At 72.6% G+C, this 26,653-nt stretch carries 25 protein-coding genes and 1 pseudogene; 12 read left to right on the top strand and 14 right to left on the bottom strand.

Going from position 1 to position 26,653, the window contains the following annotated elements:
* Positions 1-351: 351 nt before the first annotated feature.
* Positions 352-5,409 (bottom strand): ATP-dependent helicase, encoded by a 5,058-nt coding sequence (locus tag AB0L21_RS35690; RefSeq protein ID WP_365788336.1) that lies wholly within the window; start codon positions 5,407-5,409, stop codon positions 352-354.
* Between the two features lie 305 nt (positions 5,410-5,714).
* On the opposite strand from AB0L21_RS35690, the gene AB0L21_RS35685 reads away from it, so the two are divergent.
* From AB0L21_RS35685 to AB0L21_RS35675, 3 genes are read left to right on the top strand one after another with little or no spacing between them, the layout of a single operon-like run.
* Positions 5,715-6,662: an AraC family transcriptional regulator gene (locus AB0L21_RS35685; protein ID WP_365788335.1), complete on the top strand. Its 948-nt coding sequence runs from the start codon at positions 5,715-5,717 to the stop codon at positions 6,660-6,662.
* The gene (locus tag AB0L21_RS35680; RefSeq protein WP_365788334.1) at positions 6,632-7,387 is read left to right on the top strand and encodes an AzlC family ABC transporter permease; all 756 of its coding nucleotides are present in this window, start codon (positions 6,632-6,634) and stop codon (positions 7,385-7,387) included. Before AB0L21_RS35685 ends, AB0L21_RS35680 begins: the two co-directional genes overlap by 31 nt.
* Positions 7,384-7,692 (top strand): AzlD domain-containing protein, encoded by a 309-nt coding sequence (locus AB0L21_RS35675; protein ID WP_365709494.1) that lies wholly within the window; start codon positions 7,384-7,386, stop codon positions 7,690-7,692. The genes AB0L21_RS35680 and AB0L21_RS35675 overlap by 4 nt, the downstream gene beginning before the upstream one ends.
* A 111-nt stretch (positions 7,693-7,803) precedes the next feature.
* Here AB0L21_RS35675 and AB0L21_RS35670 read toward each other — a convergent pair whose 3' ends face one another.
* Positions 7,804-8,748: a hypothetical protein gene (locus tag AB0L21_RS35670; RefSeq protein ID WP_365788333.1), complete on the bottom strand. Its 945-nt coding sequence runs from the start codon at positions 8,746-8,748 to the stop codon at positions 7,804-7,806.
* Positions 8,749-8,828: 80 nt separating this feature from the next.
* On the opposite strand from AB0L21_RS35670, the gene AB0L21_RS35665 reads away from it, so the two are divergent.
* Together AB0L21_RS35665 and AB0L21_RS35660 are read left to right on the top strand one after the other, a co-directional pair.
* A complete protein-coding gene (locus AB0L21_RS35665) occupies positions 8,829-9,023 on the top strand; it encodes a DUF3046 domain-containing protein (RefSeq protein ID WP_103817556.1) in 195 nt (64 codons plus the stop codon).
* 135 nt (positions 9,024-9,158) lie between these two features.
* Positions 9,159-10,409 carry an AI-2E family transporter gene (locus tag AB0L21_RS35660; protein WP_365788345.1) on the top strand — a complete coding sequence of 417 codons (1,251 nt, stop codon included), beginning with the start codon at positions 9,159-9,161 and terminating at the stop codon, positions 10,407-10,409.
* A gap of 25 nt (positions 10,410-10,434) precedes the next feature.
* Here AB0L21_RS35660 and AB0L21_RS35655 read toward each other — a convergent pair whose 3' ends face one another.
* Both AB0L21_RS35655 and AB0L21_RS35650 read right to left on the bottom strand, forming a co-directional pair.
* Positions 10,435-11,181 (bottom strand): hypothetical protein, encoded by a 747-nt coding sequence (locus AB0L21_RS35655; RefSeq protein WP_365788332.1) that lies wholly within the window; start codon positions 11,179-11,181, stop codon positions 10,435-10,437.
* Positions 11,182-11,267: 86 nt separating this feature from the next.
* The gene (locus AB0L21_RS35650; RefSeq protein ID WP_365709488.1) at positions 11,268-11,765 is read right to left on the bottom strand and encodes a hypothetical protein; all 498 of its coding nucleotides are present in this window, start codon (positions 11,763-11,765) and stop codon (positions 11,268-11,270) included.
* Positions 11,766-12,046: 281 nt separating this feature from the next.
* On the opposite strand from AB0L21_RS35650, the gene recA reads away from it, so the two are divergent.
* The 3 genes and pseudogenes from recA to AB0L21_RS35635 form a co-directional block, all read left to right on the top strand.
* Complete coding sequence (gene recA, locus AB0L21_RS35645) at positions 12,047-13,177, top strand: recombinase RecA (protein ID WP_103817554.1); 1,131 nt, start codon at positions 12,047-12,049, stop codon at positions 13,175-13,177.
* A 3-nt stretch (positions 13,178-13,180) separates the two neighbouring features.
* On the top strand, positions 13,181-14,062 hold the full coding sequence (recX, locus tag AB0L21_RS35640; protein WP_365788331.1) for a recombination regulator RecX: 882 nt from the start codon (positions 13,181-13,183) through the stop codon (positions 14,060-14,062).
* Between the two features lie 288 nt (positions 14,063-14,350).
* A pseudogene (locus AB0L21_RS35635) lies at positions 14,351-14,533 on the top strand (hypothetical protein); the annotation flags it as partial.
* Positions 14,534-14,581: 48 nt separating this feature from the next.
* Here AB0L21_RS35635 and AB0L21_RS35630 read toward each other — a convergent pair.
* The 8 genes from AB0L21_RS35630 to AB0L21_RS35595 form a co-directional block, all read right to left on the bottom strand.
* Entirely contained in the window at positions 14,582-15,022 is a 441-nt protein-coding gene (locus AB0L21_RS35630; RefSeq protein ID WP_365788330.1) for a rhodanese-like domain-containing protein, read from the bottom strand.
* Positions 15,019-15,570 (bottom strand): cysteine dioxygenase, encoded by a 552-nt coding sequence (locus tag AB0L21_RS35625; protein WP_365709482.1) that lies wholly within the window; start codon positions 15,568-15,570, stop codon positions 15,019-15,021. Before AB0L21_RS35625 ends, AB0L21_RS35630 begins: the two co-directional genes overlap by 4 nt.
* Positions 15,571-15,640: 70 nt before the next feature.
* Positions 15,641-15,712, bottom strand: a complete 72-nt coding sequence (locus AB0L21_RS35620) for a putative leader peptide (RefSeq protein ID WP_309544753.1) — start codon at positions 15,710-15,712, stop codon at positions 15,641-15,643.
* Positions 15,713-15,894: 182 nt separating this feature from the next.
* The gene (locus AB0L21_RS35615; protein ID WP_365788329.1) at positions 15,895-17,538 is read right to left on the bottom strand and encodes an FAD-dependent monooxygenase; all 1,644 of its coding nucleotides are present in this window, start codon (positions 17,536-17,538) and stop codon (positions 15,895-15,897) included.
* A gap of 177 nt (positions 17,539-17,715) precedes the next feature.
* Positions 17,716-18,609 carry an amino acid ABC transporter permease gene (locus AB0L21_RS35610; protein WP_365788328.1) on the bottom strand — a complete coding sequence of 298 codons (894 nt, stop codon included), beginning with the start codon at positions 18,607-18,609 and terminating at the stop codon, positions 17,716-17,718.
* Complete coding sequence (locus AB0L21_RS35605) at positions 18,606-19,271, bottom strand: amino acid ABC transporter permease (RefSeq protein ID WP_359273383.1); 666 nt, start codon at positions 19,269-19,271, stop codon at positions 18,606-18,608. Before AB0L21_RS35605 ends, AB0L21_RS35610 begins: the two co-directional genes overlap by 4 nt.
* Before the next feature lie 75 nt (positions 19,272-19,346).
* Entirely contained in the window at positions 19,347-20,186 is an 840-nt protein-coding gene (locus AB0L21_RS35600) for a glutamate ABC transporter substrate-binding protein (protein WP_365788327.1), read from the bottom strand.
* Positions 20,187-20,281: 95 nt separating this feature from the next.
* Positions 20,282-21,058 (bottom strand): amino acid ABC transporter ATP-binding protein, encoded by a 777-nt coding sequence (locus AB0L21_RS35595; RefSeq protein WP_014675420.1) that lies wholly within the window; start codon positions 21,056-21,058, stop codon positions 20,282-20,284.
* 295 nt (positions 21,059-21,353) lie between these two features.
* On the opposite strand from AB0L21_RS35595, the gene AB0L21_RS35590 reads away from it, so the two are divergent.
* Entirely contained in the window at positions 21,354-22,040 is a 687-nt protein-coding gene (locus AB0L21_RS35590; RefSeq protein WP_365709473.1) for a response regulator transcription factor, read from the top strand.
* Positions 22,041-22,049: 9 nt separating this feature from the next.
* Positions 22,050-23,480, top strand: coding sequence for a HAMP domain-containing sensor histidine kinase (locus tag AB0L21_RS35585; RefSeq protein WP_365788326.1), 1,431 nt, complete (start codon positions 22,050-22,052; stop codon positions 23,478-23,480).
* 80 nt (positions 23,481-23,560) lie between these two features.
* Here the strand turns inward: AB0L21_RS35585 and AB0L21_RS35580 are convergent, their stop codons facing one another.
* Positions 23,561-24,559: a TAXI family TRAP transporter solute-binding subunit gene (locus AB0L21_RS35580; RefSeq protein WP_365788325.1), complete on the bottom strand. Its 999-nt coding sequence runs from the start codon at positions 24,557-24,559 to the stop codon at positions 23,561-23,563.
* Positions 24,560-24,709: 150 nt separating this feature from the next.
* On the opposite strand from AB0L21_RS35580, the gene AB0L21_RS35575 reads away from it, so the two are divergent.
* Positions 24,710-25,117, top strand: coding sequence for a MazG nucleotide pyrophosphohydrolase domain-containing protein (locus AB0L21_RS35575; RefSeq protein WP_365788344.1), 408 nt, complete (start codon positions 24,710-24,712; stop codon positions 25,115-25,117).
* A gap of 328 nt (positions 25,118-25,445) precedes the next feature.
* Positions 25,446-25,604, top strand: coding sequence for a hypothetical protein (locus AB0L21_RS35570; protein ID WP_365788324.1), 159 nt, complete (start codon positions 25,446-25,448; stop codon positions 25,602-25,604).
* 63 nt (positions 25,605-25,667) lie between these two features.
* Here AB0L21_RS35570 and AB0L21_RS35565 read toward each other — a convergent pair.
* Positions 25,668-26,653, bottom strand: a 986-nt coding sequence (locus tag AB0L21_RS35565; RefSeq protein WP_365788323.1) for a glycosyl hydrolase family 18 protein, incomplete at its 5' end; no start/stop codon positions are given.

Genomic DNA, 26,653 nt, shown 5'->3' with positions numbered 1-26,653 from the left:
GGCGTTGGGGGGCGGCCCCCCAGGTCCCGCCCGACAGTATGAACGGCACCGGACGACCCCGGGTCCCGCCTGCCGGCATGACGAGCGCGATTGCCGTGACCCGGTCCGCCGGGTACGGCCGCTGACACCCGCCGCGTCACCGCGCGACCCCCGGCGCGCTTACCGCGGGACGCCGCCGCCCCATCCACCCGGTACAGCCGCCCGTGCCCGTCCTGTGTCGGGGCCGGCGGGGCAGCGGTGCCGGGACGGTCACGCCGCGAGCGGGACCTGGAGGCCGGTCCGTGCCGGTCACCCTGTCGGGAGGGGCAGCGGGCCGGCCCCGCGTCGGCGCGCTGCCCGGCGTACTGTGCCTCACGCTCTCAGGCGCAGGCCGCGCGGTGTCGCCACGAATCCCGCCGCCTCCAGGAGGGTGCCTATGGGGGAGGTCAGGGCCTGGGTGCCGTTGATCCGCTCGACCGTGACCGTGCCGAGCGAGCCCGCGCGGGCTGCCGCCGCCAGCGCCTCGGCGGCCGTACGCAGCCGGGGGTCGTCCGCCGCGGCCGTGTCCGGGGCGGTCGGCCAGGCCAGCAGCGTCTTGCCGCCGCGCTCCATGTACAGCGTCAGCTCGCCCTCCACCAGGACGACCAGCGAGCCCGCCTTACGGCCCGGCTTGTGCCCGGCGCCGGTCGGCGGTTCCGGCCAGGGCAGTGCGGAGCCGTAGGCGTTCGCGGGGTCGGCCGCGGCGAGTACCACGGCGCGGGCGTCGGGCGCGGCGGTGCCGGACCGACCGTTGCCGTAGCCGCGGTACGGAGCCGCGCCGTAGGCGGTCGAGCCGTAGTGGGTGGGGCCGCCGCCGCGGGGGCCGCCGTAGCCGGGCGAGGCGAACGGGTCGGCGAAGTCGCGGGCTGCCGTGGCGTCGCCGTCGCCGCCGGAGGGGTCCTCCGGCGGCCAGGTGAAGTCGCCGTCCAGGCCGGGGTGGCCGAAACCGCTCTCGGCTCTCTCGAAGGCGTCGGGGGATGTATGGCCGTGCGGGATGCCGGTGGGGCTACCGGGACCGTCGGGCCCGTCGAACGGGTTCGGGAAGTCCGGTTCGGTGAAGCCGTTCACGGCGTCCCGGGCCCCGATGCCGTTCGCACCACCGGGGACGGCGAAGCCCTGCGGGCGGGCCGGGGCCGGCAGGCCCTCCGCTCGCTCGCGGGCGTTCGCCACCGCGCGGAGGCGGTCCACCGCGCCGTCCATGGCGAACTGGGCCGCGCCCAGTCCCTCGACCACGTAACCGCGCCGGGCCTGACCGCTCTCCTCGAAGACCGACAGCACCCGGTACACCGCCGAGAAGCCGCCCTCGACACCCTCCGCGGCGACCGCGCCCCGGGTGACCACGCCGTGCCGGTCCAGGAGCGTGCGGGCCAGCGCGTGCGCGCGCACCGTGGCGTCCGGCTCGGCCGCGGGCAGCAGTGACCAGCGGCCGGCGACGGTCGGCGGGCCGGTGCGGGAGGCGGTGCGCGCGGCGGCCGTCAGGGAGCCGTAGCGCCCGCGCGGGACGGCGCGCTTGGCGCGATGGGCGGTGGAGCCCGCCGTACGACCCGAGCCCAGCAGGGACCGCATCGGCGCCAGGGTGTCGTTGGTCAGCCGGCCCGACCAGGCCAGGTCCCAGAGCGCGTCGGCCAGTTGCGGGTCGGTGACGTCGGGGTGCGTCGTGGCGCGGACCTGGTCGGCGATCTGCCGGAAGAACAGGCCGTAGCCACCGGAGAGGGCGTCGAGGACCGACTGGTGGAGCGCGGTCAGCTCCAACGGGTGCGGTGCCGGGAGCAGCAGCGGGGCCGCGTCCGCCAGATAGAGGGAGACCCAGCCGTCCTTGCCGGGCAGGGCGCCCGCTCCGGCCCACACCACCTCGCCCGCGGCGGTCAGCTCGTCCAGCATCGCGGGCGTGTAGTTCGCCACGCGCGAGGGCAGGACCAGCTTCTCCAGCGCGGAGGCCGGCACGGAGGCACCCTGCAACTGCTCGACGGCCCGCACCAGTCCGTCGATGCCCCGCAGACCGTGGCCCTTGCCGATGTGCTGCCACTGCGGCAGGAACTGGGCGAGCGCGGCGGGCGGCACGGGCTCCAGCTCGTGCCGCAGGGCCGCAAGGGAACGGCGGCGCAGCCGGCGCAGCACGGCCGCGTCGCACCACTCCTGGCCGATGCCCGCCGGGTGGAACTCGCCCTGCACGGTCCGGCCGGACGCGGCCAGCCGCTGCAGCGCGCCCTCGGTGACCGCCACGCCCAGGCCGAACCGGGCCGCCGCGGTGGCCGAGGTGAACGGGCCGTGGGTGCGGGCGTACCGCGCGAGGAGGTCGCCCAGCGGGTCCTTGACCGGCTCGGTGAACGCCTCGGGGACACCGACCGGCAGCGCCGTGCCGAGCGCGTCGCGCAACCGGCCCGCGTCCTCCACGGCCGCCCAGTGGTCGGTGCCCGCGATCCGCACCTTGATCGCCCGGCGGGCCCCGGCCAGCTCCCGCGCCCACTGCGGGTCCGCACCCCGCGCGACCAGCTCCGCGTCGGTCAGCGGGCCGAGCAGCCGGAGCACGTCGGCGACGCCCTCCACGTCCTTGACCCGGCGGTCATCGGTGAGCCACTGCAGCTCGCGCTCCAGCTCGGTCAGCACCTCAGCGTCGAGCAGTTCGCGCAGCTCCGCCTGGCCCAGCAGCTCGGCCAGCAGCCGAGAGTCCAGCGACAGCGCGGCGGCGCGCCGCTCGGCCAGCGGGGAGTCGCCCTCGTACAGGAACTGGGCGACGTACCCGAAGAGCAGGGAGCGGGCGAACGGGGACGGTTCCGGGGTGGTCACCTCGACCAGGCGCACCTTGCGGGACTCGATGTCGCCCATCAGCTCGACCAGCCCGGGGACGTCGAAGACGTCCTGGAGGCATTCGCGGACCGCCTCCAGGACGATCGGGAACGAGCCGAACTCGCTCGCCACCTGGAGCAGCTGCGCCGCCCGCTGGCGCTGCTGCCACAGCGGGGTGCGCTTGCCGGGATTGCGGCGCGGCAGCAGCAGCGCGCGGGCGGCGCACTCCCGGAACCGGGAGGCGAACAGCGCCGAGCCGCCGACCTGGTCGGTGACGATCTGGTCGACCTCGCCCTTGTCGAAGGCGACGTCGGCCGCGCCGACCGGGGCCTGCTCGCTGTCGTACTCGGTACCGGCCTTCACGGGCTCCCGGTCGAGCAGGTCCAGGCCCATCAGGTCGGCGTCGGGCAGGCGCAGCACGATGCCGTCGTCGGCGTGCATGACCTGTGCGTCCATGCCGTAACGCTCGGACAGGCGGGCCCCCAGGGCGAGAGCCCAGGGGGCGTGGACCTGGGCACCGAACGGCGAGTGCACGACGACCCGCCAGTCGCCCAGCTCGTCGCGGAACCGCTCCACGACGATCGTGCGGTCGTCCGGGACGTGGCCGCAGGCCTCACGCTGCTCGTCCAGGTACGACAGCACGTTGTCCGCCGCCCACGCGTCCAGGCCCGCCGCCAGCAGCCGCAGCCGGGCGTCGTCCTTGGGCAGCGAGCCGACCTCGCGCAGGAACGCGCCCACCGCGCGGCCCAGCTCCAGCGGCCGGCCCAGCTGGTCGCCCTTCCAGAAGGGCAGCCGGCCGGGCACGCCCGGCGCGGGCGAGACGAGGACACGGTCGCGCGTGATGTCCTCGATCCGCCAGGAACTGGTGCCCAGCGTGAAGACGTCCCCCACCCGCGACTCGTACACCATCTCCTCGTCCAGCTCGCCGACCCGGCCGCCGCCCTTCTTGGGGTCGGAACCGGCGAGGAAGACGCCGAACAGGCCACGGTCCGGGATCGTGCCGCCGGAGGTGACGGCGAGGCGCTGGGCGCCCGGGCGGCCGGTGATCTCGCCGGTGACGCGGTCCCACACCACGCGCGGGCGCAGTTCCGCGAACGCGTCCGACGGATAGCGGCCCGCCAGCATGTCCAGCGTGGCCGTGAACGCCGACTCGGGCAGCGAGGCGAACGGGGCCGCCCGGCGGACCATTGCGAGCAGGTCGTCGAACTGCCAGGTGTCCAGTGCCGTCATGGCGACCAGCTGCTGCGCGAGCACGTCCAGCGGGTTCGCGGGCACCTTCAGCGACTCGATCGCGCCCGTGCGCATCCGCTCGGTGACCACGGCGGCCTGGACGAGGTCGCCCCGGTACTTCGGGAAGACGACACCGGTGGAGACGGCGCCGACCTGGTGTCCCGCGCGGCCGACCCGCTGGAGACCGGAGGCGACCGACGGCGGGGACTCGACCTGCACCACCAGGTCCACGGCTCCCATGTCGATGCCGAGTTCGAGGCTGGAGGTGGCCACCACCGCGGGCAGCCGCCCGGCCTTGAGGTCCTCCTCGACGAGGGCACGCTGCTCCTTGGAGACCGAGCCGTGGTGCGCGCGGGCGATCACCGGCGGCGCGCCCTGGGCCGCGCCGGAGCCGCCCATCAGCTGGGCGGGGGAGTGGTGCTCGTCCAGGGTCTCGCCGGTGGCCCGCTCGTACGCGATCTCGTTGAGCCGGTTGCACAGCCGCTCCGCCAGACGGCGGGAGTTGGCGAAGACGATCGTGGACCGGTGAGCCTGCACCAGGTCGGCGATCCGCTCCTCCACGTGCGGCCAGATCGACGGCCGCTCGCCGCCCTCGGAGGCGTCGGCGGCCGGGGCGCCCGCCAGCTCTCCCATGTCCTCTACCGGCACGACCACGGAGAGGTCGAACTCCTTGCCGGACTCGGGCTGGACGATCTCCACCTTGCGGCGGGGGGACAGATACCGGGCCACCTCGTCCACCGGGCGCACGGTCGCCGACAGGCCGATCCGGCGGGCGGGGTTGGGCAGCAGCTCGTCCAGCCGCTCCAGGGACAGCGCGAGGTGCGCGCCGCGCTTGGTGCCCGCGACCGCGTGCACCTCGTCCAGGATCACCGTCTCCACACCCGTGAGCGCGTCGCGCGTGGCCGACGTCAGCATCAGGAACAGTGACTCGGGGGTGGTGATCAGGATGTCCGGCGGGCGTGTGGTCAGGGCGCGGCGCTCGGCGGCCGGGGTGTCGCCGGAGCGGATGCCGACCCTGACCTCGGGCTCGGGCAGGCCCAGCCGCACGGACTCCTGGCGGATACCGGTCAGCGGGCTGCGCAGATTGCGCTCGACGTCGACCGCCAGGGCCTTCAGCGGGGACACGTACAGCACCCGGCAGCGCTTCTTCGGATCGGCCGGGGGCGGGGTCGAGGCCAGTTGGTCCAGGGCGGCGAGGAACGCGGCCAGCGTCTTGCCGGAGCCGGTCGGGGCGACCACCAGCACGTCCGAGCCCTCCCGGATGGCCTGCCACGCGCCCGCCTGGGCCGCGGTGGGCGCGGAGAAGGCCCCCGTGAACCAGCCGCGGGTCGCGGGGGAGAAGCCGTCGAGGGCTCGGTGTGCGGAGCTGACCATGCGTCCATCCTGCACCCACCCACTGACAATCGCCCTGACCTGGGCAAACGGGGCGAGTACGGGGGTTGTGACGTGGAGTGCCGAGGGGTGTGGGCCGGCTGCGCGGGCCGCGAGGGGGCTGTGGGCGTTGGGGACCGGGCGGGATGCGGCGGGGGCGGTGTTCGGTGGTGACTGCGGCCGATCCAGCCGTGCGGGGCCGGGCTGGGCATGCGGTCGGTGGAGCCGGGTCCGACCGTGCGGAGCCGGGCCGGGCCGGGACCGGGGGGGGGGGCGGCGCGATGGTGGGCCGGGCGGACAATGGGCCCATGGCGGGTTCAGGGGAGCGGGCACGGCACTGGCGGTACGCGGAGCTGCCCGGGGTCGACCTGCTGAGGGCCCGGTATATCCGCAAGACCTTCATCCGGCACACCCACGAGAACTTCGTGATCGCGGCCATCGCCGACGGTGTCGAGGTCTTCCACCACCGCGGCTCCGACGTCTCGGCCGGTGCGGGAGCGCTCGCCCTCGTCAATCCGGACACGCCGCACACCGGCCGGGCAGGGGTCCCCGAGGGCTGGCGGTACGGCGCCCTGTACCCGTCGCCGGACGTGGTCGCCGCGATCGCCGCCGAGACCACCACCCTCCGGGGCACGCCGGGCTTCGTCAGCCCCGTCGTGGACGACCCCTACACCGTCCGCCTGGTGCACCAGGTGCTGCGCGCCGCAGACGAGGGCAACGCGCTGGCCGCCGACACGCTCCTGCGGGTCGCCGTGACCAGGCTGCTGCGGCTGAACGGCGGCCCCCTGCCCCAGCGCCGGCCCCGGACGGCCGGCGCGCGGATCGCCGCACGCGCGCGTGCGGTGCTGGAGGAGCGGATGGCCGCGCCGCCGACTCTTCAACAGCTGGCCGCCGGCCTCGGGACCAGCCCGTTCGCCCTGCTGCGGGCGTTCCGCGAGGCCTACGGCATGCCGCCGCACACCTGGCTGACCGACACCCGCGTGCGCCACGCACGGCGGCTGCTGGACGCGGGGACGGCCCCCGCCGAGGCGGCCGTCGCCGTCGGCTTCACCGACCAGCCGCACCTCAACCGGCACTTCGCCCGGATCGTCGGCGTGCCCCCGGGCGCCTACCAGCGCGAGCGTGCGGGCTTGGACGAGCGCGCCGATCCGGGGGAGCGCACCGGGCTGGGAGAGCGCAAGAACGTACAAGACGCGGGCCGGCGGCCGCCCGTACCGTCCGAGGCGTGGCACAGCACACAGCACTCACGGACCTGACCGCCGACGGCGCGGACAAGCCGGACGCGGCCGTCGTACGGGACGCCCTCGGGGTCGGCGTCGCCGTGGGCCTGTCCGGATTCGCCTTCGGAGTGACCTCGGCCGGCAGCGGACTCGGGCTGCTCCAGACCTGCGCGCTCAGCCTCCTGGTGTTCACCGGCGCCTCCCAGTTCGCCCTGGTCGGCGCGCTCGCCGCCGGCGGCAACCCGTTCACGGCCGCCGCAGGCGCCTTCTTCCTGGGCGTGCGCAACGCCTTCTACGGGCTGCGGCTGTCCCAGCTTCTCGCCCTCCCGCGCGCGCTACGGCCGTTCGCCGCGCAGTGGGTGATCGACGAGACCACCGCGGTGACCCTGGCCCAGCCGACCCGGCGGGCCGCGCGGCTCGGCTTCACCGTCACCGGGCTCAGCCTGTACGTGCTGTGGAACCTCACCACGCTGCTCGGCGCGCTGGGTGCCCGGGCTATCGGCGACACGCGCGCGTGGGGCCTGGACGCGGCGGGGCCGGCCGTGTTCCTGGCGCTGCTCGCCCCGATGCTGAAGACGGCCACCGAGCGCGCGGTCGCGGGCCTCGCCGTCCTGCTGGGCCTCGGTCTGCTGCCCGTCCTGCCGGCCGGCGTGCCGGTGCTGGTGGCGGCACTGGCGGCCCCGCTGGCGCTCTTCGCGGAGGGCCGGCGCGCGGGGCGTGTCCGACAGGACGGTCTGGACGGCTCGGAGGAGAACCGGTGATCACCTGGATCGCGATCGGCGTGACCGCCCTCGGCTGCTACGCCGTCAAGCTCGCCGGCCTGCTGGTCCCGGCGCACGCCGTCGAGCGGCCGTATGTGCGACGGCTCGCCGCCCTGCTGCCGGTCGCCCTGCTCGCCGCGCTGACGGCCCAGCAGACGTTCGCCGACGGGCACGCGCTGGTGCTGGACGCCCGGACCGCCGGGCTCGCCGCGGCGGCCGTGGCACTGGTGCTGCGCGCGCCGTTCCTGCTGGTCGTCGCGGCGGCCGTGGTGGTGACGGCGGGCATACGGGCCGTCGGCGGGTGAGGCGGGCCGTCGGCGGGTCAGCGGGCGGCCGGCGCGTGAGGCGGCCGTCGGTGGCCGAGCGGGCCGGGCCCGTCCGCCGACGGGCGGACCCGGCTCGCGGGCGGGGTCCGCTCAGCCCACGAAGCGGCCGTAGGCCCGCAGGGTGCACAAGGCTTCGATCGTCACCAGGGAGCGCGCCTCCAGAGCGGGCGCCGGGGCCCACCGGCGCCACCGGACCGGCCAGCCGCCGTCCTCGTCCTGCCCGGCGGCCAGGTGGTCCAGCGAGCGCGTCATCTCCTCGTCCGTGAACCACGCGCGCGCGAGCGAGTCCGGGCGCGGGGCGAAGTCGTGCGGGAAGTGGTGCTCGCCCGGGGCATAGCCGGACGCGACCGGGAACGCGTCGAGCCGGTCGGGGTCCAGCACAGCGAGCCGCTGCTCCCGTACCAGGCGGCCCAGCCGGTCGGCGGCGGCCTCCGCGCGCGGGCGGTCGGGAGCGGAGTCCAGGAAGGTCACGGCGGCCTGCACCTCATAGGGGTGGGACTTCTCCAGGGACTCCACCGCCTGCCAGCAGAAGTCGGTGGCCCGGAACAGCCAGGCGTGCCACACCTCGTTGCGGTGCAGCAGCCCGACCACCGGCCCGGTGGCCAGCAGGTCGCTGGGCGGGTCGTCGACGACCGGGACGAACGGCGCCGCGGGATAGCCGCGCTGGCTGGGGTGGATCGCCGGCAGGGCGCCGTCCGGGGTGGAGACGGAGGTCAGATAGCGGCACACGCGCTCCACCCGCTGGCCGCCGCAGCGTCCGATGGCGTCCAGCACGCGCAGGGCGTGCGCGGTGTGCAGGGGCTGGCTGACCGGTCCGCGCAGATCGGGCTCCAGCGCGTGCCCGTAGCCGCCGTCCTCGTTGCGGTAGGCGTCCAGTGCCGTTTCCACCGCCTCCGGGCTGCCGCGCAGGAAGTGGTACGCGAAGAGGTGCTGCTCCAGCACGCGCGCGGTGAGCCACACGAACTGTTCGGCGCGGAAGAGCGGGGAGCGCGCCGGGGGCGTGGAGGGGAGTGGGGAAGCTCCTGTTTCGGCCATGCGTCAGACCGTAGGACGGAAAGCGGTCTCGGCAGGCGCTCCCGGGCAGGGCCCACCCCCAGGGGCGGGATACTGGAGTCATGCGGTTGACGGTCTTCTGGCAGCGGATGGCGGAACACTTCGGTCCGGGGTACGCCGACACCTTCGCGCGCGATCACGTCATGTCGGAACTGGGCGGACGCACGGTGAACCAGGCGCTGGACGCCGGCTGGGAGGCCAAGGACGTGTGGCGGGTGGTCTGCGCGGTGATGGACGTGCCGGGCGAGAAGCGCTGACACGTCGGCCGAAATGCCGGGTTTGCCGGTGAAGAAGTCGACAGTACGGCACTGATCTGTCACGAAGATCGCCACGGGGCTCCGGTTGTCGGTGGCGTGGGCGAGACTGGGCGCGTGGCACCCAACGAGCACCCCCTGGCATCCACTCCCGAGGACGGCGAGCCGTCCCCCGGGCAGGCAGCACCGGCCGCTACGACCCCGCCCGGCCGGCCTCCGGTCTCCGGCGCCGTCGCTCCGGGCGGCCGGATGCCGCGCTGGCTGCCGCGCGCCATGGTGCTCGCGCTCGCGCTGATCGCCGCGTTCCAGCTGGGCAGTTGGGCCTTCCACCAGCTGACCGGACTCTTGATCAACATATTGATCGCGTTCTTCCTGGCCCTCGCGATCGAGCCCGCGGTGAGCCGGATGGCGGCCCGTGGCATGCGCAGAGGGCTCGCCACCTTCCTGGTCTTCCTCGGGTTGACGATCATCGCCGCCGGGTTCGTCACGTTGCTCGGGTCCATGCTGGCCGGTCAGATCATCAAGATGATCGAGGGCTTCCCGGGGTACCTCGACTCGCTCATCCACTGGATCAACCAGACCTTCCACACGGACCTCAGACGGGTGGACATCCAGGAGGGGCTGCTCCACTCCGACTGGCTGCGCAAGTACGTGCAGAACAGCGCGGCCGGAGTCCTGGACATCTCCGCCCAGGTGCTCGGCGGGCTCTTCCAGCTGCTGACGATCGCGCTGTTCTCCTTCTACTTCGCCGCCGACGGCCCCCGGCTGCGTCGCGCCCTGTGCTCCGTCCTGCCGCCCGCACGCCAGGCCGAGGTGCTGCGCGCCTGGGAGATCGCCGTCGACAAGACGGGCGGCTATCTGTACTCGCGCGGCCTCATGGCGCTCATCTCCGGCATCGCCCACTACATCCTGCTCGAGGCCCTCGGCGTGCCGTACGCGCCCGTGCTCGGCGTCTGGGTGGGCCTGGTCTCGCAGTTCATCCCCACCATCGGCACGTACCTCGCGGGTGCGCTGCCGATGCTGATCGCGTTCACCGTCAACCCCTGGTACGCGCTCTGGGTGCTGATCTTCGTCGTGATCTACCAGCAGTTCGAGAACTACATGCTCCAGCCCAAGCTGACCGCCAAGACGGTCGACATCCATCCGGCGGTCGCCTTCGGCTCGGTCGTCGCGGGCACCGCGCTGCTGGGCGCGGTCGGTGCGCTGATCGCCATCCCGGCGGTGGCCACGCTCCAGGCGTTCCTGGGGGCGTACGTGAAGCGGTACGCCGTCACGGACGACCCCCGGGTGCACGGGCGTCGCGGCAGTGGCCGGGGCGGCCCCGGAGTGCTCACGCGCGTACGCCGACTCTGGGCCGGCCGCCGCTCCGGCGGGGAACAGCGGCCGTAGCCTGCCCGCGCGCGACCGCGCCGCCTCAGTATGTGAGGACCGCCCACACGGCGGCCACGGCGACGGCCGCCGTGTAGCAGCCCGCCGCCACGGCCACGATCCGCCGGCGCGTCCGCTCGCTCCACGGCGTACGGGACAGCAGCCGGGCCAGCAGGGGCAGGACGAGGACCGCGTGGAGGCTCACACCGTGCAGCGGCTTGAGCGGGGCCGTCGAGTGATAGGCCGCCTCCTGGTGGCCGGTCCGCGTCAGGACGACCCCGCGCGCGATCATCGCCGCACCGGAGGCCAGCGCGATCAGCAGGAGCGCGAAACCGGAACGCACGGCGAGCGGCATGCCGGCGGGGCCCGCCGGCCGGTGCCGGAAGGACGCGACGGCGAAGACGGTGAGCAGGACCACCAGGACACCGCCGCCCACCGCGAGCGTCATGGACACCACCGTGTCGAAGGGCGTCTCCCTGTTCAGGTGCGAGGGCACCCGGCGCCACGCCTGGAGGGTGATGCCGCCCACCTCCACCACGCAGTCGGCGGCGAAGACCAGCAGCAGGACCGAGCGCAGCCGGTCACCGGTCCGCAGGTACGACGTGACCCACGTGACCGCGATCAGCGTCACTCCGAACGAGAGCCCGAACGTGACGGGCTTGCGCCAGGAGACGGGACCGTCCCAGGGGCCTCCGTCGACCGCGAACACCACCAGGTGGACGAGGCCGGACAGGACGAGAAGCAGCCCCGTCGTGTGACAGAGGCGGTCGACGGCGGCACGCGGATTCTTCATGGGCCAAGGTTTCCGGGCGCGGTCCGCGCGGTCGTCGTCCGGCCGGAGACACCCGCGGTACGTCACCGGGAGCAGGCCGGCCCGCGTCACAGGTAGTCGAAGAACCGGGTCCACCAGGTGGCGTGGTCCTCGTCGGCGAGCCAGGTCACACCGTCGTACGGCCGGTGGAGCAGCCGTGGGGGAACCAGCCGGTAGCCCAGGTCGGACAGGGCGGCCGTGATCCGGTCGCGGTCCGCCTCGGACAGCGCTCCGTCGCGTACGGCGTCGTCCAGGTCGTCGTGGCCGCCGGGCGCCGGCGTGGTGACCACCGCCAGATCGCCGTAGTTGCTCAGCCGCACGGCGAATAGCACTCCGGCCCCGGTCGCCTCGGCCGGGACGTCCACGGAGAAGGAGAAGCTCGCGTCCTGGAAGCCCTCGTCGAGCCGGCAGGGCCGGCCGAAGTCCTGGACGAGCCGGTCCCGCAGCCTCGCCGCCCGGAGCCGGGCCCCGGCGTGGTCGAAGCCGTCGGGGTGCTCCAGGTGGCGCGGTCCGGGCAGCCTGTCCAGCGCGTGGAACAGGGCCCGCGTCCGGTCGTCGTCGTTCATCTCCGCTCACCCTACGGAAGCCCTGGCCCCTGCCCCACCGGGGCCGTGGCCCGCCCCGGGGGAGCCCCGGCCGGTGCCGTGTGGCGCGGCTTGACACAAAAATCGAACATCCATTCTCATGGAGGCTCAGGCGAGGCTTTCGGTTGGGGATTTCGTCCCGATTCGCGGGTAGATGTCCCTCGGTTATCCACAGGCTGGGCCTGCGTCGGGGCGCATTGTCAGTGGCAGGCGTTAGCGTCTTTGACGTGAAGCGATCGACTCAAGCAAACCGGGTGGAACCCATGGCAGGAACCGACCGCGAGAAGGCGCTCGACGCCGCGCTCGCGCAGATTGAACGGCAATTCGGCAAGGGCGCGGTCATGCGCATGGGCGAGCGGTCGAAGGAGCCCATCGAGGTCATCCCGACCGGGTCGACCGCCCTCGACGTCGCCCTCGGCGTCGGTGGCCTGCCGCGCGGCCGTGTCGTGGAGATCTACGGACCGGAGTCCTCCGGTAAGACGACCCTGACCCTGCACGCCGTGGCGAACGCACAGAAGGCCGGCGGCCAGGTCGCCTTCGTGGACGCCGAGCACGCCCTCGACCCCGAGTACGCGCGCAAGCTCGGCGTCGACATCGACAACCTGATCCTGTCCCAGCCGGACAACGGCGAGCAGGCCCTGGAGATCGTGGACATGCTGGTCCGCTCCGGTGCCCTGGACCTCATCGTCATCGACTCCGTCGCCGCGCTCGTCCCGCGCGCGGAGATCGAGGGCGAGATGGGCGACAGCCACGTGGGTCTGCAGGCCCGCCTGATGAGCCAGGCGCTGCGGAAGATCACCAGCGCGCTCAACCAGTCCAAGACCACCGCGATCTTCATCAACCAGCTCCGCGAGAAGATCGGCGTGATGTTCGGCTCCCCGGAGACCACGACCGGTGGCCGGGCGCTGAAGTTCTACGCCTCGGTGCGTATCGACATCCGCCGCATCGAGACCCTGAAGGACGGCACGGAAGCGGTCGGCAACCGCACGCGCTGCAAGGTCGTCAAGAACAAGGTCGCGCCGCCCTTCAAGCAGGCCGAGTTCGACATCCTCTACGGCCAGGGCATCAGCCGCGAGGGCGGTCTGATCGACATGGGCGTGGAGCACGGCTTCGTGCGCAAGGCCGGCGCCTGGTACACGTACGAGGGCGACCAGCTCGGCCAGGGCAAGGAGAACGCGCGCAACTTCCTCAAGGACAACCCCGACCTGGCCAACGAGATCGAGAAGAAGATCAAGGAGAAGCTGGGCGTGGGCGTCCGGCCGGAGGAGCCCGCCGCCGAGCCGGGCGCCGACGCGGCGGTCACCACCGCGGCGGCCGACGACCCCGCCAAGTCGGTACCCGCCCCGGCAGCCGCCAAGGCCACCAAGCCCAAGGCCGCCGCAGCCAAGAGCTGACCCGTGACACGACGAACCGACTGGGCCGAGTACGAGTACGCCACCCCCGGTGCCCCACGGGGGAGGGGCACCGGGGGCCACCCGGACTCCGCCCCGGACGGTGACGACGGACACCGGGGCGACGGGTTCGGCGCGTACGGCGGACATGACGCGCACCCCGGGGCCGGCGGCTACGACGGTGACGGCGGTGCTGCGGGCCTGGAGGACGAGGGCGGCGAGCCGTACGGGGGCGGTTCGCCCGGCGGTCGTGGGTCCGGGCGGAGCACAGGAGCGCGCAGCGGTCGCCGGGGGCGTGGCCGGCGGCGCGGGTCCGGCGACGCGTCCGGGCCCGGTGAGGACGAAGGCGCCCCTTCCTCGGCGAGGGACGAGCGGGGGGAGTCTTCAGGGGACCCGGTCGAGCGGGCCCGGGCGATCTGCCTGCGCCTGCTCACCGGGACCCCGCGCACCCGCAAGCAGCTCGCGGACGCCCTGCGCAAACGGGAGATCCCCGAGGACGTGGCCGAGGAGGTGCTGTCGCGGTTCGAGGAGGTCGGGCTCATCGACGACGGCGCCTTCGCGGACGCCTGGGTGGAGTCCCGGCACCATGGCCGGGGGCTCGCCCGCCGCGCGCTCGCCCGGGAACTGCGCACCAAGGGCGTCGACTCGGCGTTGATCGAGGACGCGGTCGCCCAGCTCGACTCCGAGCAGGAGGAGGCGACCGCCCGGGAACTCGTCGCCCGTAAACTGCGGGCCACCCGTGGCCTCGACCGGGACAAGCGGCTCCGCCGGCTCGCGGGCATGCTCGCCCGCAAGGGCTACCCCGAGGGCATGGCCCTTCGGGTCGTCCGCCAGGCCCTGGAGGAAGAGGGCGAGGACACGGAGTTCCTCGGGGACGGGGACTTCTGACGGGTCCTCGGGACAGGGGCTTCTGACTGCTTCGCCGAGACGGAGGGGCGTGAGCGCTCCTCGGGACGGAGGGGTTGCGACGGCTGCTCGGGACGGTGGGGCCGACGTCTCCTCGGGACGGCTCCTGACGGTTCGTCGGAGGCTGGTGTCGGGCACTCCCGGGTAGGACTGACCCCCGCCGTGGACGGTCGGGTGGCCCCCGCCGCAAGACGCCGGGACACCGCGGTGCTCGCGACCGGCTCACCGTGCGGTCCACCCAGGCCCCGCGCACCTACCGGATCACCGGTATCGCTGTGCGTCCTGCTCCTCGCCACCTCGGTCGGCAGCGGTATCGCCCTCGCCGTGCTCACCGCGTTCAGCGTCGGCATGACGGGCCGGGCCGCCCCGGCGGTCACCCCGCTGCTCTACCTCGGGGTCGTCGCGGTCGCCGGCCTCCTCGCGCTCGTCGCCAGTGCCGTGCCGGGGCGCGTTCGTGCGTGCCGTTTTCCGGTCAGTGCCGGTCAGGGCGTCCAGTGCCGGTCAGGGCGTCGCCGGGTTCACCGGCAGGCCCTCCGCGCGCCACGCCTGGAAGCCGCCCACCAGGTCCGTCGCCCGGTGCAGGCCCAGCTGGTGGAGGGAGGCGACGGCGAGGCTGGAGGCGTAGCCCTCGTTGCAGATCACCACGACCCGCAGGTCGTGGCCGGTGGCCTCAGGGAGGCGGTGGCTGCCCTGGGGGTCGAGTCGCCACTCCAGTTCGTTGCGCTCGACCACGACGGCGCCGGGGATGAGTCCGTCCCGGTCGCGCAGGGCCGCGTACCGGATGTCGACCAGGAGCGCGTCACCGGACTGCGCCGCCTCGTGCGCCTCCCGGGCCCCGACGCGCCGGTAGCCGGCACGCACGCGCTCCAGCAACTCGTCGATGCCCAGCGGCCGTTCCGCCGTCACACCCGTGCTCCCCGGCTGCTCGATCGTGCCGCTCACTGCCAGTCCTCCGGGCGTTCGACCTGCTCCAGGCGCAGCACCTGGCCCGTGCGACTGTAGCGGCGGATCCGGGGCAGCGGCGGGTAGTAGGCGTGGACGGAGATCGCGTGTCGCTCGCGGGACTCGTTGAGTACTTCGTGCACATGGTGGCGGCCGAAGGCGCGGCCCTGTCCGGCGGGCAGCCGGCGTACGCGGTCCACCCCCTCGGTGAGTTCCAGGGTCTTCCAGCCGTCGGTGGGCAGTCGGGCGGCGAGGGAGTTCTCGGTGAGCTGGCCCGAAGCGGTGAGGAAGGCGCCGACCGAGTCGGCGTGGTCGTGCCAGCCGGTTCCGGTACCGGGCGGCCAGCCGATCAGCCAGGCCTCGCTGCCGCCGGGGCCCTGCAGCCGCACCCAGGTGCGCCCCTCCGGATCGAGCGGGAGGGAGGCGATCAGCTCGGCGTCGGCCGCCGTACGCCGGACGAAGTCCAGGAGGTCCGCCTGAGTGGGCGCCGGATCGGCGGCAGGGGAGACGGACGAGGGCAGAGAAGGGGAAGGGGAGGGGACAGACACGTACACCGTCCTGAGGAACGTTCGCGGAACGGGCGCGCGACGGCGCCCGGAAAGGAAAGAGGATGCGAATTCAGCAGGACGGCCGACACACGCAGCCCGCATAGCGGACGAGGTCCATATGGACCCTCCGCCACAGGCGCACACAGGTGTCGGTCACGATCCGGAGTACAGCACTGCTGCCGCACCGCGGTCAACCGAGTGTCACCTTGTGGACGGGGGTGCGAGGGGGTGTGGTCGGCGCGTACGGGAGCCACTACGGAGCACGGCCGGCGCGCACGGGAGCCGTCGCCGGGGTCCGCCGTCGGTGTACGAGCGGGTCTGCCGTCAGCGTGCGACCGAGCCGGCCTCCGCCGCTGCCTTCCTGCCCTGCTCCCTCTCCTCCTGTGCCGTCTGCTGCGTGTGAGCCGCGCCCCCCACCGTGGCCTCGGCCGCCGCGTACAGGTCGGCCGGGCGGACTCCGCTCAGCGCGGTGACCAGGTGGCCGTCGGGACGGACGAGCAGCACGCTGTGCGCCGGTGCGCCCGGGTAACTCTCGGCCACCAGGAGTTCGGCGGGGTGCGGCAGCGCGGTCACGGCCGCCGCGAGCCGGGGCATCACCCCGGCGGACATCCAGTGCTTGCGGTCCCAGACACCCGTACCGGGCGCGATGAGCACGACGAGCAGCGCGCCACGGCCTAGCCGGTCGCGCAGCTGGACGAAGGAGCCGTCCTCCGCCGTGACCCGGACGTCGGTGACCGGTGCGCCGGGCGGGGTGCCGACCGGGATCTCGCCTTCCAGCGCCCGGGGGGCGAGCGGCGAGTCGGCGTACGTGCCGGACGCGCCCAGCGGGCCGCGGCCCAGATGGCCGTCGGTGAGCAGCGCGTCGTGGTTGCGGGCCGCGCCCGGCACGATGTGGCGCAGCCCGCCCCCGCCGCGCAGCACCGGCAGGGCCTGGTCGGCGGCGCGCAGCCGGGCGGCGACCAGCGCGCGCCGCTCGGTCTGGTAGCTGTCCAGCAGGGCCTCGTGCGGGCCGTGGTGCCAGGCCGTGGCCAGCTTCCAGGCGAGGTTGTCGGCGTCCCTGAGGCCCTCGTCGAGCCCCTGGGTGCCGAGCGCGCCGAGCAGATGGGCCGCGTCCCCGGCGAGGAAGACCCGGCCGGCGCGCCACCGGCGGGCGAGGCGGTGGTGCACCGTGTGGACGCCGGTGTCGAGCAGCTCGTACACCGGTGTGGTGCTGTCCGTCCAGCCCGTGAGGGTCTCATGGATCCGGGCCAGCAGGATCTCGGGTGTGACCAGGTCCTTGCCCGGCGGCAGCAGCCAGTCCAGGCGCCACACGCCGTCCGGGAGGGGGCGGGCGGTCACCTCCCCGGCCGAGGGCCCGGACGACCGCCACGGCGGCATCCGATGGAGCAACGCGTGACCCTCCCACGGAAGTTCCGCGCGCAGTGCGGCGACCGCGTGCCGCTCCACCGCCGTACGGCCCGGGAAGCGGATGTCCTGGAGTTTGCGCACGGTCGAGCGGGCACCGTCGCAGCCGACCAGGTAACTGCCGCGCCACCAGGTGCCCTCGGGGCCACGGGTGCGCGCGGTGACGCCGGAACGCTCCTGCTCGATCGCGTCCAGGCGGCTCTCCACCGCCGTCTTCACCAGGGGCTCCGCCGCGATGGCCCCGCGCAGAAGGCCCGTGAGCACATGCTGGGCGATGTGCAGTGGCGCGGGTTCGGTCTCGGCGAAGGTGATCTCGCTCATCACCTGCTTGCGCCTGACCGACCGCCAGCCGGCCCAGCGCACGCCCTGCTCCGCGAGCGCCACCCCGGTCAGCCGCTCCAGCAGGGCGGCCGTGTCCTCACGCAGGACGACGGTGCGCGCCGGACGGGGCTCGTCCTTGCCGACCCCTTCGTCCAGCACGATGGACGGCACCTGCTGACGCGCCAGCGCCAGGGCGAGCGTGAGCCCGACGGGCCCCGCTCCGACGATGATCACCGGGTCCACGGTGTGGCGCCCCCTGCTCGCGGCGATGCCTTGACGGAGACAAGTGAACAGGAAGGTGAAGCGGGGTGCACGATCACACAACGTATGCAACCCATTGGCAGAGTTTGCGTCAAGCGACCGGGGGCAGTGGCGATCATGCCACTGCCCCCGGGTGAGGCATTCGGGTCTGACAGGACGTCAGGCCGCGGTTCCCGTGCCCGCGTGGCCGGGGATGCCCACGGTCTCGTCGACGCCGAGCACCGCCCCGGTCGACTTCTTGCCGCGTCGCAGCCGGCCCTCCAGCCAGCTCGCGAACGAGGTCAGCGAGAAGTTGATGGCCACGAAGATCACGGCCACCACCGTGAAGGAGGCGATGGTGTTCGCACCGTAGTAGCCGCTCATCGTGTTCGCCGAGGCGAGCAGTTCGGGGAAGGTGAGGACGGCGCCGCCGAGCGCGGTGTCCTTCACGATGACCACGAGCTGGCTGACGATCGCCGGAAGCATGGCGGTGACCGCCTGCGGCAGAAGGATGAGCCGCATCACCTGGTTCTTGCGCATGCCGATCGCCATGGCCGCCTCGGACTGGCCCTTCGGCAGGGAGAGGATGCCCGCGCGGACGATCTCGGCGAGCACCGACGCGTTGTACAGCACCAGGCCGGTCACGACCGCGTACAGCGGACGGTCGTCGGAACTGACGTCGGTGTACTGGCTGTACAGCTCGTTGCCGAAGATCATCAGGACCAGGACGGGGATCGCCCGGAAGAACTCGACCACGACCGTGGCCGGGCCCCGTACCCATATGTGGTCCGAGAGCCGGGCGATGCCGAGGACGGCGCCCAGCGGCAGCGCGATGACCATCGACAGGGCCGCCGCCTTCAGGGTGTTCTGCAGGCCGGGCCAGATGTACGTGGTGTACGCCTCGGAGCCGCTGAAGAACGGCTTCCACAGCGCCCAGTCCAGCTGGTGCTTCTCGTCCAGGGAGGAGTACACCCACCACAGGACGGCCGCGAAGGCGACGACGAAGAGCGCCGTGTAGAGGATGTTGCGCCGTTTGGCGCGCGGTCCCTGGGCGTCGTAGAGGACCGAGCTCATCGCTTCACCGCCACCTTCTTGCCCACCCAGCCGAGGATCAGACCGGTCGGCAGGGTCAGGCAGCAGAATCCGAAGGCGATGATCGCGGAGATCAGCAGCAGCTGGGCCTCCTTCTCGACCATGTCCTTCATGAGCAGGGCCGCCTCGGCGACGCCGATCGCGGCCGCCACGGTCGTGTTCTTCGTCAAGGCGATCAGGACGTTGGTCAGCGGGCCGACGGCCGCCCGGAAGGCCTGCGGCAGCACGACCAGGAACAGCACCTGGGAGAAGCTCAGGCCGATGGCCCGAGCTGCCTCCGCCTGGCCGACCGGCACCGTGTTGATGCCGGACCGGATCGCCTCGCACACGAAGGCCGACGTGTAGACGATCAGACCCAGCACGGCGAGCCGGAAGTTGATCGTGTCGGTGTCCTTCCCGGCGAGGGTGATGTTCAGCGTCTGGTAGAGGCCGAGCGACGAGAACAGGATGATCACCGTGAGCGGGATGTTCCGCACGATGTTCACGTAGGCGGTGCCGAAACCGCGCATCAGCGGTACCGGACCCACCCGCATGGCGGCCAGCAGAGTGCCCCAGACCAGGGAGCCCACGGCGGACAGCAGCGTCAGCTGCACCGTCGTCCAGAAGGCGCCCAGTACGTCGTAACCGTCAAGAAAGTCGAACACGATCTCCCGCGCTTTCGCGTGTAGGGATGCCCGGGTGCGCCGCCCTCACGGACGGCGCACCCACCGGGCGTTGCCTCAGCTCTTGATGTCGCCGATCTTCGGAGCCGGCTCGTTCTTGTAGCCGGCCGGGCCGAAGTTCTTCTTCACGGCCGCATCCCAGGAACCGTCGGAGACCATGGCCTCCAGCGCCTTGTTGATCTTGTCCTTGAGGTCGCTGCCCTTCTTGACGCCGATGCCGTAGTTCTCGTTGGTCATCTTCAGCCCGCCGAGCTTGAACTTGCCCTTGAACTGGGACTGGGCGGCGTAGCCGGCGAGGATCGAGTCGTCCGTGGTGAGGGCGTCGATCACCTTGTTCTGCAGACCGGTCAGGCACGCGGAGTACGTCGGGTACTGCTGGAGCTGCGCCTTGGGGGCCAGCTTCTCCTTGACGTTCTGCGCCGAGGTGGAGCCGGTGACGGAACACAGCTTCTTGTTGTTCAGGTCGGCCGGCGACTTGATGCTGCTGTCGTCCGCGCGGACCAGCACGTCCTGGTGGGCCAGCAGGTACGGCCCGGCGAAGTCGACCAGCTTCTGGCGCTCCGGGGTGATCGAGTACGAGGCGGCGATGAAGTCGACGTCACCGCGCTTCAGCATCGTCTCGCGGTCCGCGCTCTTCGACTCCCGCCACTCGATCTGGTCGGCGTTGTAACCGAGCTTCTTGGCGACATAGGTGGCCACGTCCACGTCGAAGCCCGCGTAACCCTGCGGGGTCTTCTGGCCGATGCCCGGCTGGTCGAACTTGATGCCGATGGTGATCTTCTTGCCACCGCCGGAGGAACCGGCGCCGTCGTCCTTCTTGTCGCCGCCGCAGGCGGTGGCGGTCACGGAGAGGGCGAGGAGGACGGCCGAGGCGGCGGTGACCTTGCGGAGCTTCATGGTGAACATCCTTCTGAGTGGTGAGGAACGAGTCCCTGAGGCAGGGATGACGCGGACCGGGCGGGGCGTGCGACCCGGGCGGCCCGGCGGTGCCGTCAGTGGTGCAGGATCTTGGACAGGAAGTCCTTGGCCCGGTCGCTGCGCGGGTTGCTGAAGAACTGGTCGGGCGTGGCCTGTTCGACGATCCGGCCGTCCGCCATGAAGACCACCCGGTTCGCGGCCGATCGCGCGAAGCCCATCTCGTGGGTGACCACGATCATCGTCATGCCCTCGCGCGCGAGCTGCTGCATGACCTCCAGGACCTCGTTGATCATCTCGGGGTCGAGGGCGGAGGTCGGCTCGTCGAACAGCATGACCTTCGGGCCCATCGCCAGCGCCCGCGCGATCGCGACCCGCTGCTGCTGGCCGCCGGAGAGCTGGGCGGGGTACTTGTCGGCCTGCGTGCCCACGCCGACCCGGTCCAGCAGGGCCCGGGCCTTCTCCTCGGCCTGCTTCTTGTCCGCCTTGCGGACCTTGACCTGACCCAGCATCACGTTCTCGAGCACGGTCTTGTGCGCGAAGAGGTTGAACGACTGGAACACCATGCCGACGTCCGCCCGCAGTCGCGCCAGCTCGCGGCCCTCGTGCGGCAGGGGCTTGCCGTCGATCGTGATCGTGCCCGAGTCGATCGTCTCCAGGCGGTTGATGGTGCGGCACAGGGTCGACTTTCCGGACCCGGAGGGCCCGATGACCACGACGACCTCGCCGCGGGCGATCGTCAGATCTATGTCCTGGAGCACGTGCAACGCGCCGAAGTGCTTGTTGACGCTCCTCAGGACGACCAGTTCGTCGGACGTGGCCACATCTTCCTTGGCCACCGATACATTGGTCATCGCTCTCAGGCTCCGTCCTCCTCGGGTTTCCGAGGACAGTAGTGAGGGGCGTGACCTGCGTCATCACATCTGAGGGAGATCTGAGCATCACGATCCGATAGCAATCGGACACAAGTCGTAGCACTTGTCGCCGGTGCGCGTATCGGCCGGATAACGGAAGCGACGGGCAACCCGAACCCTCTTGACGCCGTCCTTGTCCATCGGCGTCACTGCCATGGTGCACGCGCGCGTACGCGTGATCTACAAGCCCGACGCGAACCGAGACCGTACGACCGCTGAACCGGAGGGGGCCGGAATGAGACTGCTCCTCGTCGAGGACGACAACCACGTCGCCGCGGCGCTGTCGGCCGTCCTCGCGAAGCACGGCTTCCAGGTCACCCACGCGCGCAGCGGCGAAGAAGCCCTCCAGGCGCTCGTCCCCGAGGGCAACGGCTTCGGTGTCGTCCTGCTCGACCTCGGCCTGCCCGACCAGGACGGCTACGAGGTCTGCGGCAAGATCCGCAAGCGCACCACCACCCCGGTGATCATGGTCACCGCGCGCTCCGACGTCCGCTCCCGCATCCACGGGCTCAACCTGGGCGCCGACGACTACGTCGTGAAGCCGTACGACACCGGGGAACTGCTCGCCCGGATCCACGCCGTCAGCCGGCGCACCGCCCACGAGGACCCGGCGACCGGCGGCGAGAGCGCCTTGCTCCTCGGCCCGGTCCGGATCGAACTGCCCACCCGCCAGGTCAGCGTGGACGGTTCGGTCGTCCAACTGACCCGCAAGGAGTTCGATCTGCTCGCCCTGCTCGCCCAGCGGCCCGGCGTGGTCTTCCGGCGCGAGCAGATCATCAGCGAGGTCTGGCGCACCAGCTGGGAAGGGACCGGCCGCACCCTGGAGGTGCACGTCGCCTCCCTGCGCGCCAAGCTGCGGATGCCCGCGCTGATCGAGACCGTACGCGGCGTCGGCTACCGGCTCGTCGCCCCGGCCGCCTAGCGGGTACGGGTGCGCACACGCCTCCTGCCGCTGCTCATCGTCCTGCTGGCGGCCGTCCTGCTCGCCCTCGGCATCCCGCTCGCCGGCAGCGTGGCCGCCGCACAGCAGCAGCGGGTCGTCGTCGACCGGATCGACGACACGGCACGCTTCGCGGCACTCGCCCAGTTCGTCACCGACGGGCCCAGCGGACCCCACCGCACCACCACGGACGAGCGCGGGGAGACCCTGCGCAGCGAACTGGAGAGCTACTACGGCGTCTACGGCATCCGCGCCGGTGTCTTCTACCGCAACGGCTACGCCATGGCCAACGCGCCCGGTGACTGGTTCGTACCGCGGACGGGGGAGGTCCGCAGGGCCTTCGACGAGGCGAAGCTCAGCCGGCGCAGCCACGACCCTCGTCAGGTGTGGCCCTGGCAGCGCGGCCGGCTCGTCGTCGCCTCACCGGTGATCCGGGACGGGGACGTCGTCGCGGTCGTGGTCACCGACTCGCCCACCGGACAACTGCGTTCCCGGATCCTGCGGGGCTGGCTGTTCATCGGGGCCGGCGAGATCGCGGCCATGCTGCTCGCCGTCGGCGCCGCGCTCAGGCTGACCGGCTGGGTGCTCAGGCCGGTCCGGGTCCTGGACGCCACCACCCACGACATCGCCACCGGACGCCTGAAGTCCCGGGTCGTGGTCGCCGGCGGGCCGCCGGAACTCAGACGGCTGGCCCGCTCGTTCAACGAGATGGCGGACAACGTCGAGGCCGTGCTGGAGCAGCAGCGCGCCTTCGTCGCCGACGCCTCGCACCAGCTGCGCAACCCGCTCGCGGCGCTGCTGCTGCGCATCGAACTGCTCGCCCTCGAACTCCCCGAGGGCAACGAGGAGATCGCCTCGGTCCGCACCGAGGGCAAGCGTCTCGCGCAGGTCCTGGACGACCTGCTCGACCTGGCGCTGGCCGAGCACGCCGAGGCCAACCTCGTGCTGACCGACATCGGCGCGCTGGCCGAGGAACGGGTGGCCGCCTGGGCACCGGCCGCCCGGACCAAGGGCGTCCGGCTGACCGGCGACTGCCCGCCCACCACCGGCTGGGCCGACCCGATCGCCCTGTCCAGCGCCCTGGACGCGGTGATCGACAACGCCGTGAAGTTCACCCCCGAGGACGGCACGGTCGAGGTCACCGTCGCCACCGACGGCGACACCACCACCGTCGTCGTCACGGACACCGGCCCCGGCCTCACCGACGAGGAACTGGCGCGCGTGGGCGACCGCTTCTGGCGCAGCGGCCGGCACCAGAACGTGAAGGGCTCGGGCCTCGGCCTGTCCATCACCCGCGCGCTGCTCGCGGCGGGCGGCGGCTCGATCGACTACGCCCACCACGAGCCGCGGGGGCTGCGGGTGACGGTACGGGTGCCCCGGCACGCGGAGACCGGCGGGGGCGCCACGGACGCCGCCTCCTAGACTCCGCCAAGGCCGGCGTCGGCTCCGGGACTGCCGCCCCAGCTTCCCTCGGGCGCCTTCATGACTTCACCGAGAGGCCCTTATGGCTTCACCGAGCGGTAGTACCGACGGGCGCCCTCCTGCAAGGGCAGTGGGTCGGTGTAGATGGCGGTCCGCAGATCGACCAGCTGGGCGGAGTGGACGTGGGCGCCGATGCCGTCCCGGCTCTTGATCACCGTACGGGTCACCCACTCGGTCAGCCGGGGATCCACGTCCGTGCGGGTCATCAGCAGGTTGGACACGGCGATCGTCGGCACCTGCGCTCCCTGCTGCACGTTCGGGTAGGCCGACTCGGGGATGTTGGTGGTCCGGTAGTAGCGTGCGCCCTCGCCCTGGCCGTGCAGCCGGGCGACGAGGGCGTCGTCGATCGGCAGGAACCGGAAGCCGCCCTGCTGTGCCAGCGAGACCAGCCCCTTCGTGGGCAGACCACCGGACCAGAAGAACGCGTCGATCTTCCCGTCCCGCAGCCGCGCGGGTCCGGTGTCGATGCCTTCCGCGACCGGCGTGATGTCCTTGCGCGGGTCGATGCCGGCGGCCCGCAGCACCCGGTCGGCTATCAGCCGCACCCCTGAATCGGGCAGTCCGGTCGCCACCCGCTTGTGCCGCAGGTCGGCGACGCTCCGGACGTCCGAGTCGCGGGGGAGGATGAGGTGCACGTAGTCGTCGTAGAGCCGGGCCACACCGCGCAGCCGCCCGGCGCCGCTGCCGTGCCGCAGCTCGTACGTCGCCACCGCGTCGGCCGCCGCGATGGTGAAGTCGGCCTGCCCGGTCGCCACCCGCTGGACGTTCTCCTGGGAGCCGGCGCTGTTGAGCAGCTTCACCTTCAGGCCCGGCATGTCCTTGCCCAGCTCGGTGCGCAGCCGCTCGCCGTACTCCTGGTAGACCCCGCGGGGCGTCCCGGTGCTGAACACGATCGTCCCGCTCGGCGGCTTCTCGCCCAAGGGCAGCAGCCACCACAGCAGCAGCGCGAGGGCGACGGCACCGACGGCCGCGCCCTGCAGCGCTCGGCGCCTGCCGAGCCGGGGGAACACCTTGGACATGCGGCGATCCTGCCAGGCGACGTGCTCCACTGACCAGGGCCGGGGTCAACCCGGGACCGGGAGCGGATGCCGCGGCGTCCGCACGGACCGAGGGGCGTTGTCAGTGGCCGCCGTTAGAGTCGCCGTATGACCACTTCGCCCGCCGACCGTGTGAGCACGTCGCCCGCCCGCCTCGTCCGCGAGTTCCACCACGCCTTCGGTCTCGACGCCCGCAGCACGCCGACGGAGGTGGACCCGGAGCTGGCCGCTCACCGCGGCGAACTGCTCGCCGAGGAGGCCGCGGAGGTCGCCGAGGTCGCGGTGGAGGGGCCGCTGGACCGGCTCGCGCACGAGCTGGCCGACGTCGTGTACGTGGCCTACGGCACGGCCCTGGTGCACGGCATCGACCTCGACGAGGTGATCGCCGAGATCCACCGCGCCAACATGAGCAAGAGAGGCCCGGACGGGACGGTCGCCCGCCGGGCCGACGGCAAGGTGCTCAAGGGGGAGCACTACCGGGCGCCGGACGTGTCGGCCGTGCTGCGCCGCCAGGGCTGGATACCGGGCGGCGCGGCCTGACGTCCGGGCCGGGGCCTACGGGGGCGGCGGGCCGTTCGCCGGTTCTCCCCTCGCGGCGGAGGCGAAGGGTGCGGCGCCCGGCGACGTCGTGAACCGGCCGGCACCAGGCAGTTCGCACAGGGCGACGGCACCCCGTACGGGGCCGTCCTGGAGGTCGACCGCCTGCTGCTCGCGGACATCGGCCCATGAGGAGCCGCGGCCTGGGTGGTGCAGCGGCAACAGCCGGCTGTGCGGCACCCGCGGCGCTGCGCGGCCGGCGGTCCGACCACCGGCTGACCGGCGCGGCCCGCGAACTGGCGGAGGGGAGTGATGAGCGGGTTCTTCCCCCATGACCGACCTGAAGCTGGGGCCCCGCCGCCGGGTGACCCCGGCGGGCACGGTGCTGTGGCGGGTGCACCAGTCCCGGGACACGGCGGACGAGTTCACGCAGAAGGCGCCGGGAGAACCGGGAACGGGAGGCGCCGAGCGCGCCGATCGCCTCCCGTGAGGTCACCGCGAGAGCCCCGGCCCGACCTGGCGGTGTCCGCCGCCGGTCCCGGGGCCAGGGAGGTCAGCCGGTGTAGCCGGCGAAGACCCGCGTGTAGTCCCAGGCGGACTGGCTGACGCCGGAGCAGCTGTCGGCGGGCCCGCCGGTGCAGGGACGGTCCCGGTTGGCGGACCAGAAGGTGAGCCGGGCCAGGTGGTGCTGCTGGGCGTAGGCGAGGATGGTGCGGAAGTCGGCCACCGTGACGGTCTCGTTCTGGTCGGTGATCCCGTTCATCGACGAGATGCCCATGTCCCGGTAGGCCTGGTCGTCGCTGTAGTGGTAGGCGTTCTTCAGCGCGTTCTTCAGCCCCTCGGCCGCCTGCACGGTCAGGTTGCCCATGTTCTGGCCCGCGCCGCCGAAGTCGAACGGCATGATGGCCCAGGCGTCGACGGTCAGCCCGGAGGCGGCGGCCCGGTTGATGAGGCTGGTGTCGGGGCCGCTCTGCCCGGTGCCGATGGTGACGTACACCTTCAGACCGGGGTTGTTGGCCTTCACGGTCTTCAACGCGTCGACCGTGCGCTGCTGGACGGCGCCGTTGCTGTAGGCGTCGGCCTCCAGGTCGATGTCGATCGCCTTCAGGCCGTAGGCGTTGATGACCTTCTGGTAGGCGGCGGCGAGCTCGCCGGCGCTGGAGCAGGAACTCTCCAGCTTGTTGCCGCTGTAGCCGCCGAACGACGGGATGACGTCACCGCCGTTCGCCCGCACGGTGTTGACCGTCTGCTGGTCCACTCCGCCGGTCAGCGGACGGCTGCCGTCCCACTGCGGGTTGCAGTAGCCGTTGCTCAGCACGAAGGCGAGCGTGAACCACTTGACGCCGGTGGCCTGGGTGATGGTGGTCGGGTCGGGCGGGCTGCCCCAGCCGTTGTACAGGTACGGCGCCACCGCCATCGGCGCCGAGGGGGTGCCGCCGCCGGCCGCGGGGGCGTTCCACTTCTGGTTGGCGGCGCCGGTGCAGCTCCAGATCTGTGTCCGGGTGCCGTTGGCGGAGTTGTTGTCGGTGACGTCCAGGC

The sequence above is a fragment of the Streptomyces sp. NPDC052721 genome (assembly GCF_040678315.1).
Lineage (GTDB): Bacteria > Actinomycetota > Actinomycetes > Streptomycetales > Streptomycetaceae > Streptomyces.
The sequence above is the reverse complement of the archived record's forward strand: the minus strand, read 5'-3'. Positions and strand labels throughout refer to the sequence as shown.

Bases quoted from the DNA above. Each gene is read 5' to 3' on its own strand.
- AB0L21_RS35690 (WP_365788336.1), bottom strand. From the start codon at position 5,409: ATGGTCAGCTCCGCACACCGAGCCCTCGACGGCTTCTCCCCCGCGACC.
- AB0L21_RS35685 (WP_365788335.1), top strand. From the start codon at position 5,715: ATGGCGGGTTCAGGGGAGCGGGCACGGCACTGGCGGTACGCGGAGCTG.
- AB0L21_RS35670 (WP_365788333.1), bottom strand. From the start codon at position 8,748: ATGGCCGAAACAGGAGCTTCCCCACTCCCCTCCACGCCCCCGGCGCGC.
- AB0L21_RS35665 (WP_103817556.1), top strand. From the start codon at position 8,829: ATGCGGTTGACGGTCTTCTGGCAGCGGATGGCGGAACACTTCGGTCCG.
- AB0L21_RS35655 (WP_365788332.1), bottom strand. From the start codon at position 11,181: ATGAAGAATCCGCGTGCCGCCGTCGACCGCCTCTGTCACACGACGGGG.
- AB0L21_RS35650 (WP_365709488.1), bottom strand. From the start codon at position 11,765: ATGAACGACGACGACCGGACGCGGGCCCTGTTCCACGCGCTGGACAGG.
- recA (WP_103817554.1), top strand. From the start codon at position 12,047: ATGGCAGGAACCGACCGCGAGAAGGCGCTCGACGCCGCGCTCGCGCAG.
- AB0L21_RS35610 (WP_365788328.1), bottom strand. From the start codon at position 18,609: ATGAGCTCGGTCCTCTACGACGCCCAGGGACCGCGCGCCAAACGGCGC.
- AB0L21_RS35600 (WP_365788327.1), bottom strand. From the start codon at position 20,186: ATGAAGCTCCGCAAGGTCACCGCCGCCTCGGCCGTCCTCCTCGCCCTC.
- AB0L21_RS35595 (WP_014675420.1), bottom strand. From the start codon at position 21,058: ATGACCAATGTATCGGTGGCCAAGGAAGATGTGGCCACGTCCGACGAA.
- AB0L21_RS35590 (WP_365709473.1), top strand. From the start codon at position 21,354: ATGAGACTGCTCCTCGTCGAGGACGACAACCACGTCGCCGCGGCGCTG.
- AB0L21_RS35580 (WP_365788325.1), bottom strand. From the start codon at position 24,559: ATGTCCAAGGTGTTCCCCCGGCTCGGCAGGCGCCGAGCGCTGCAGGGC.
- AB0L21_RS35570 (WP_365788324.1), top strand. From the start codon at position 25,446: ATGACCGACCTGAAGCTGGGGCCCCGCCGCCGGGTGACCCCGGCGGGC.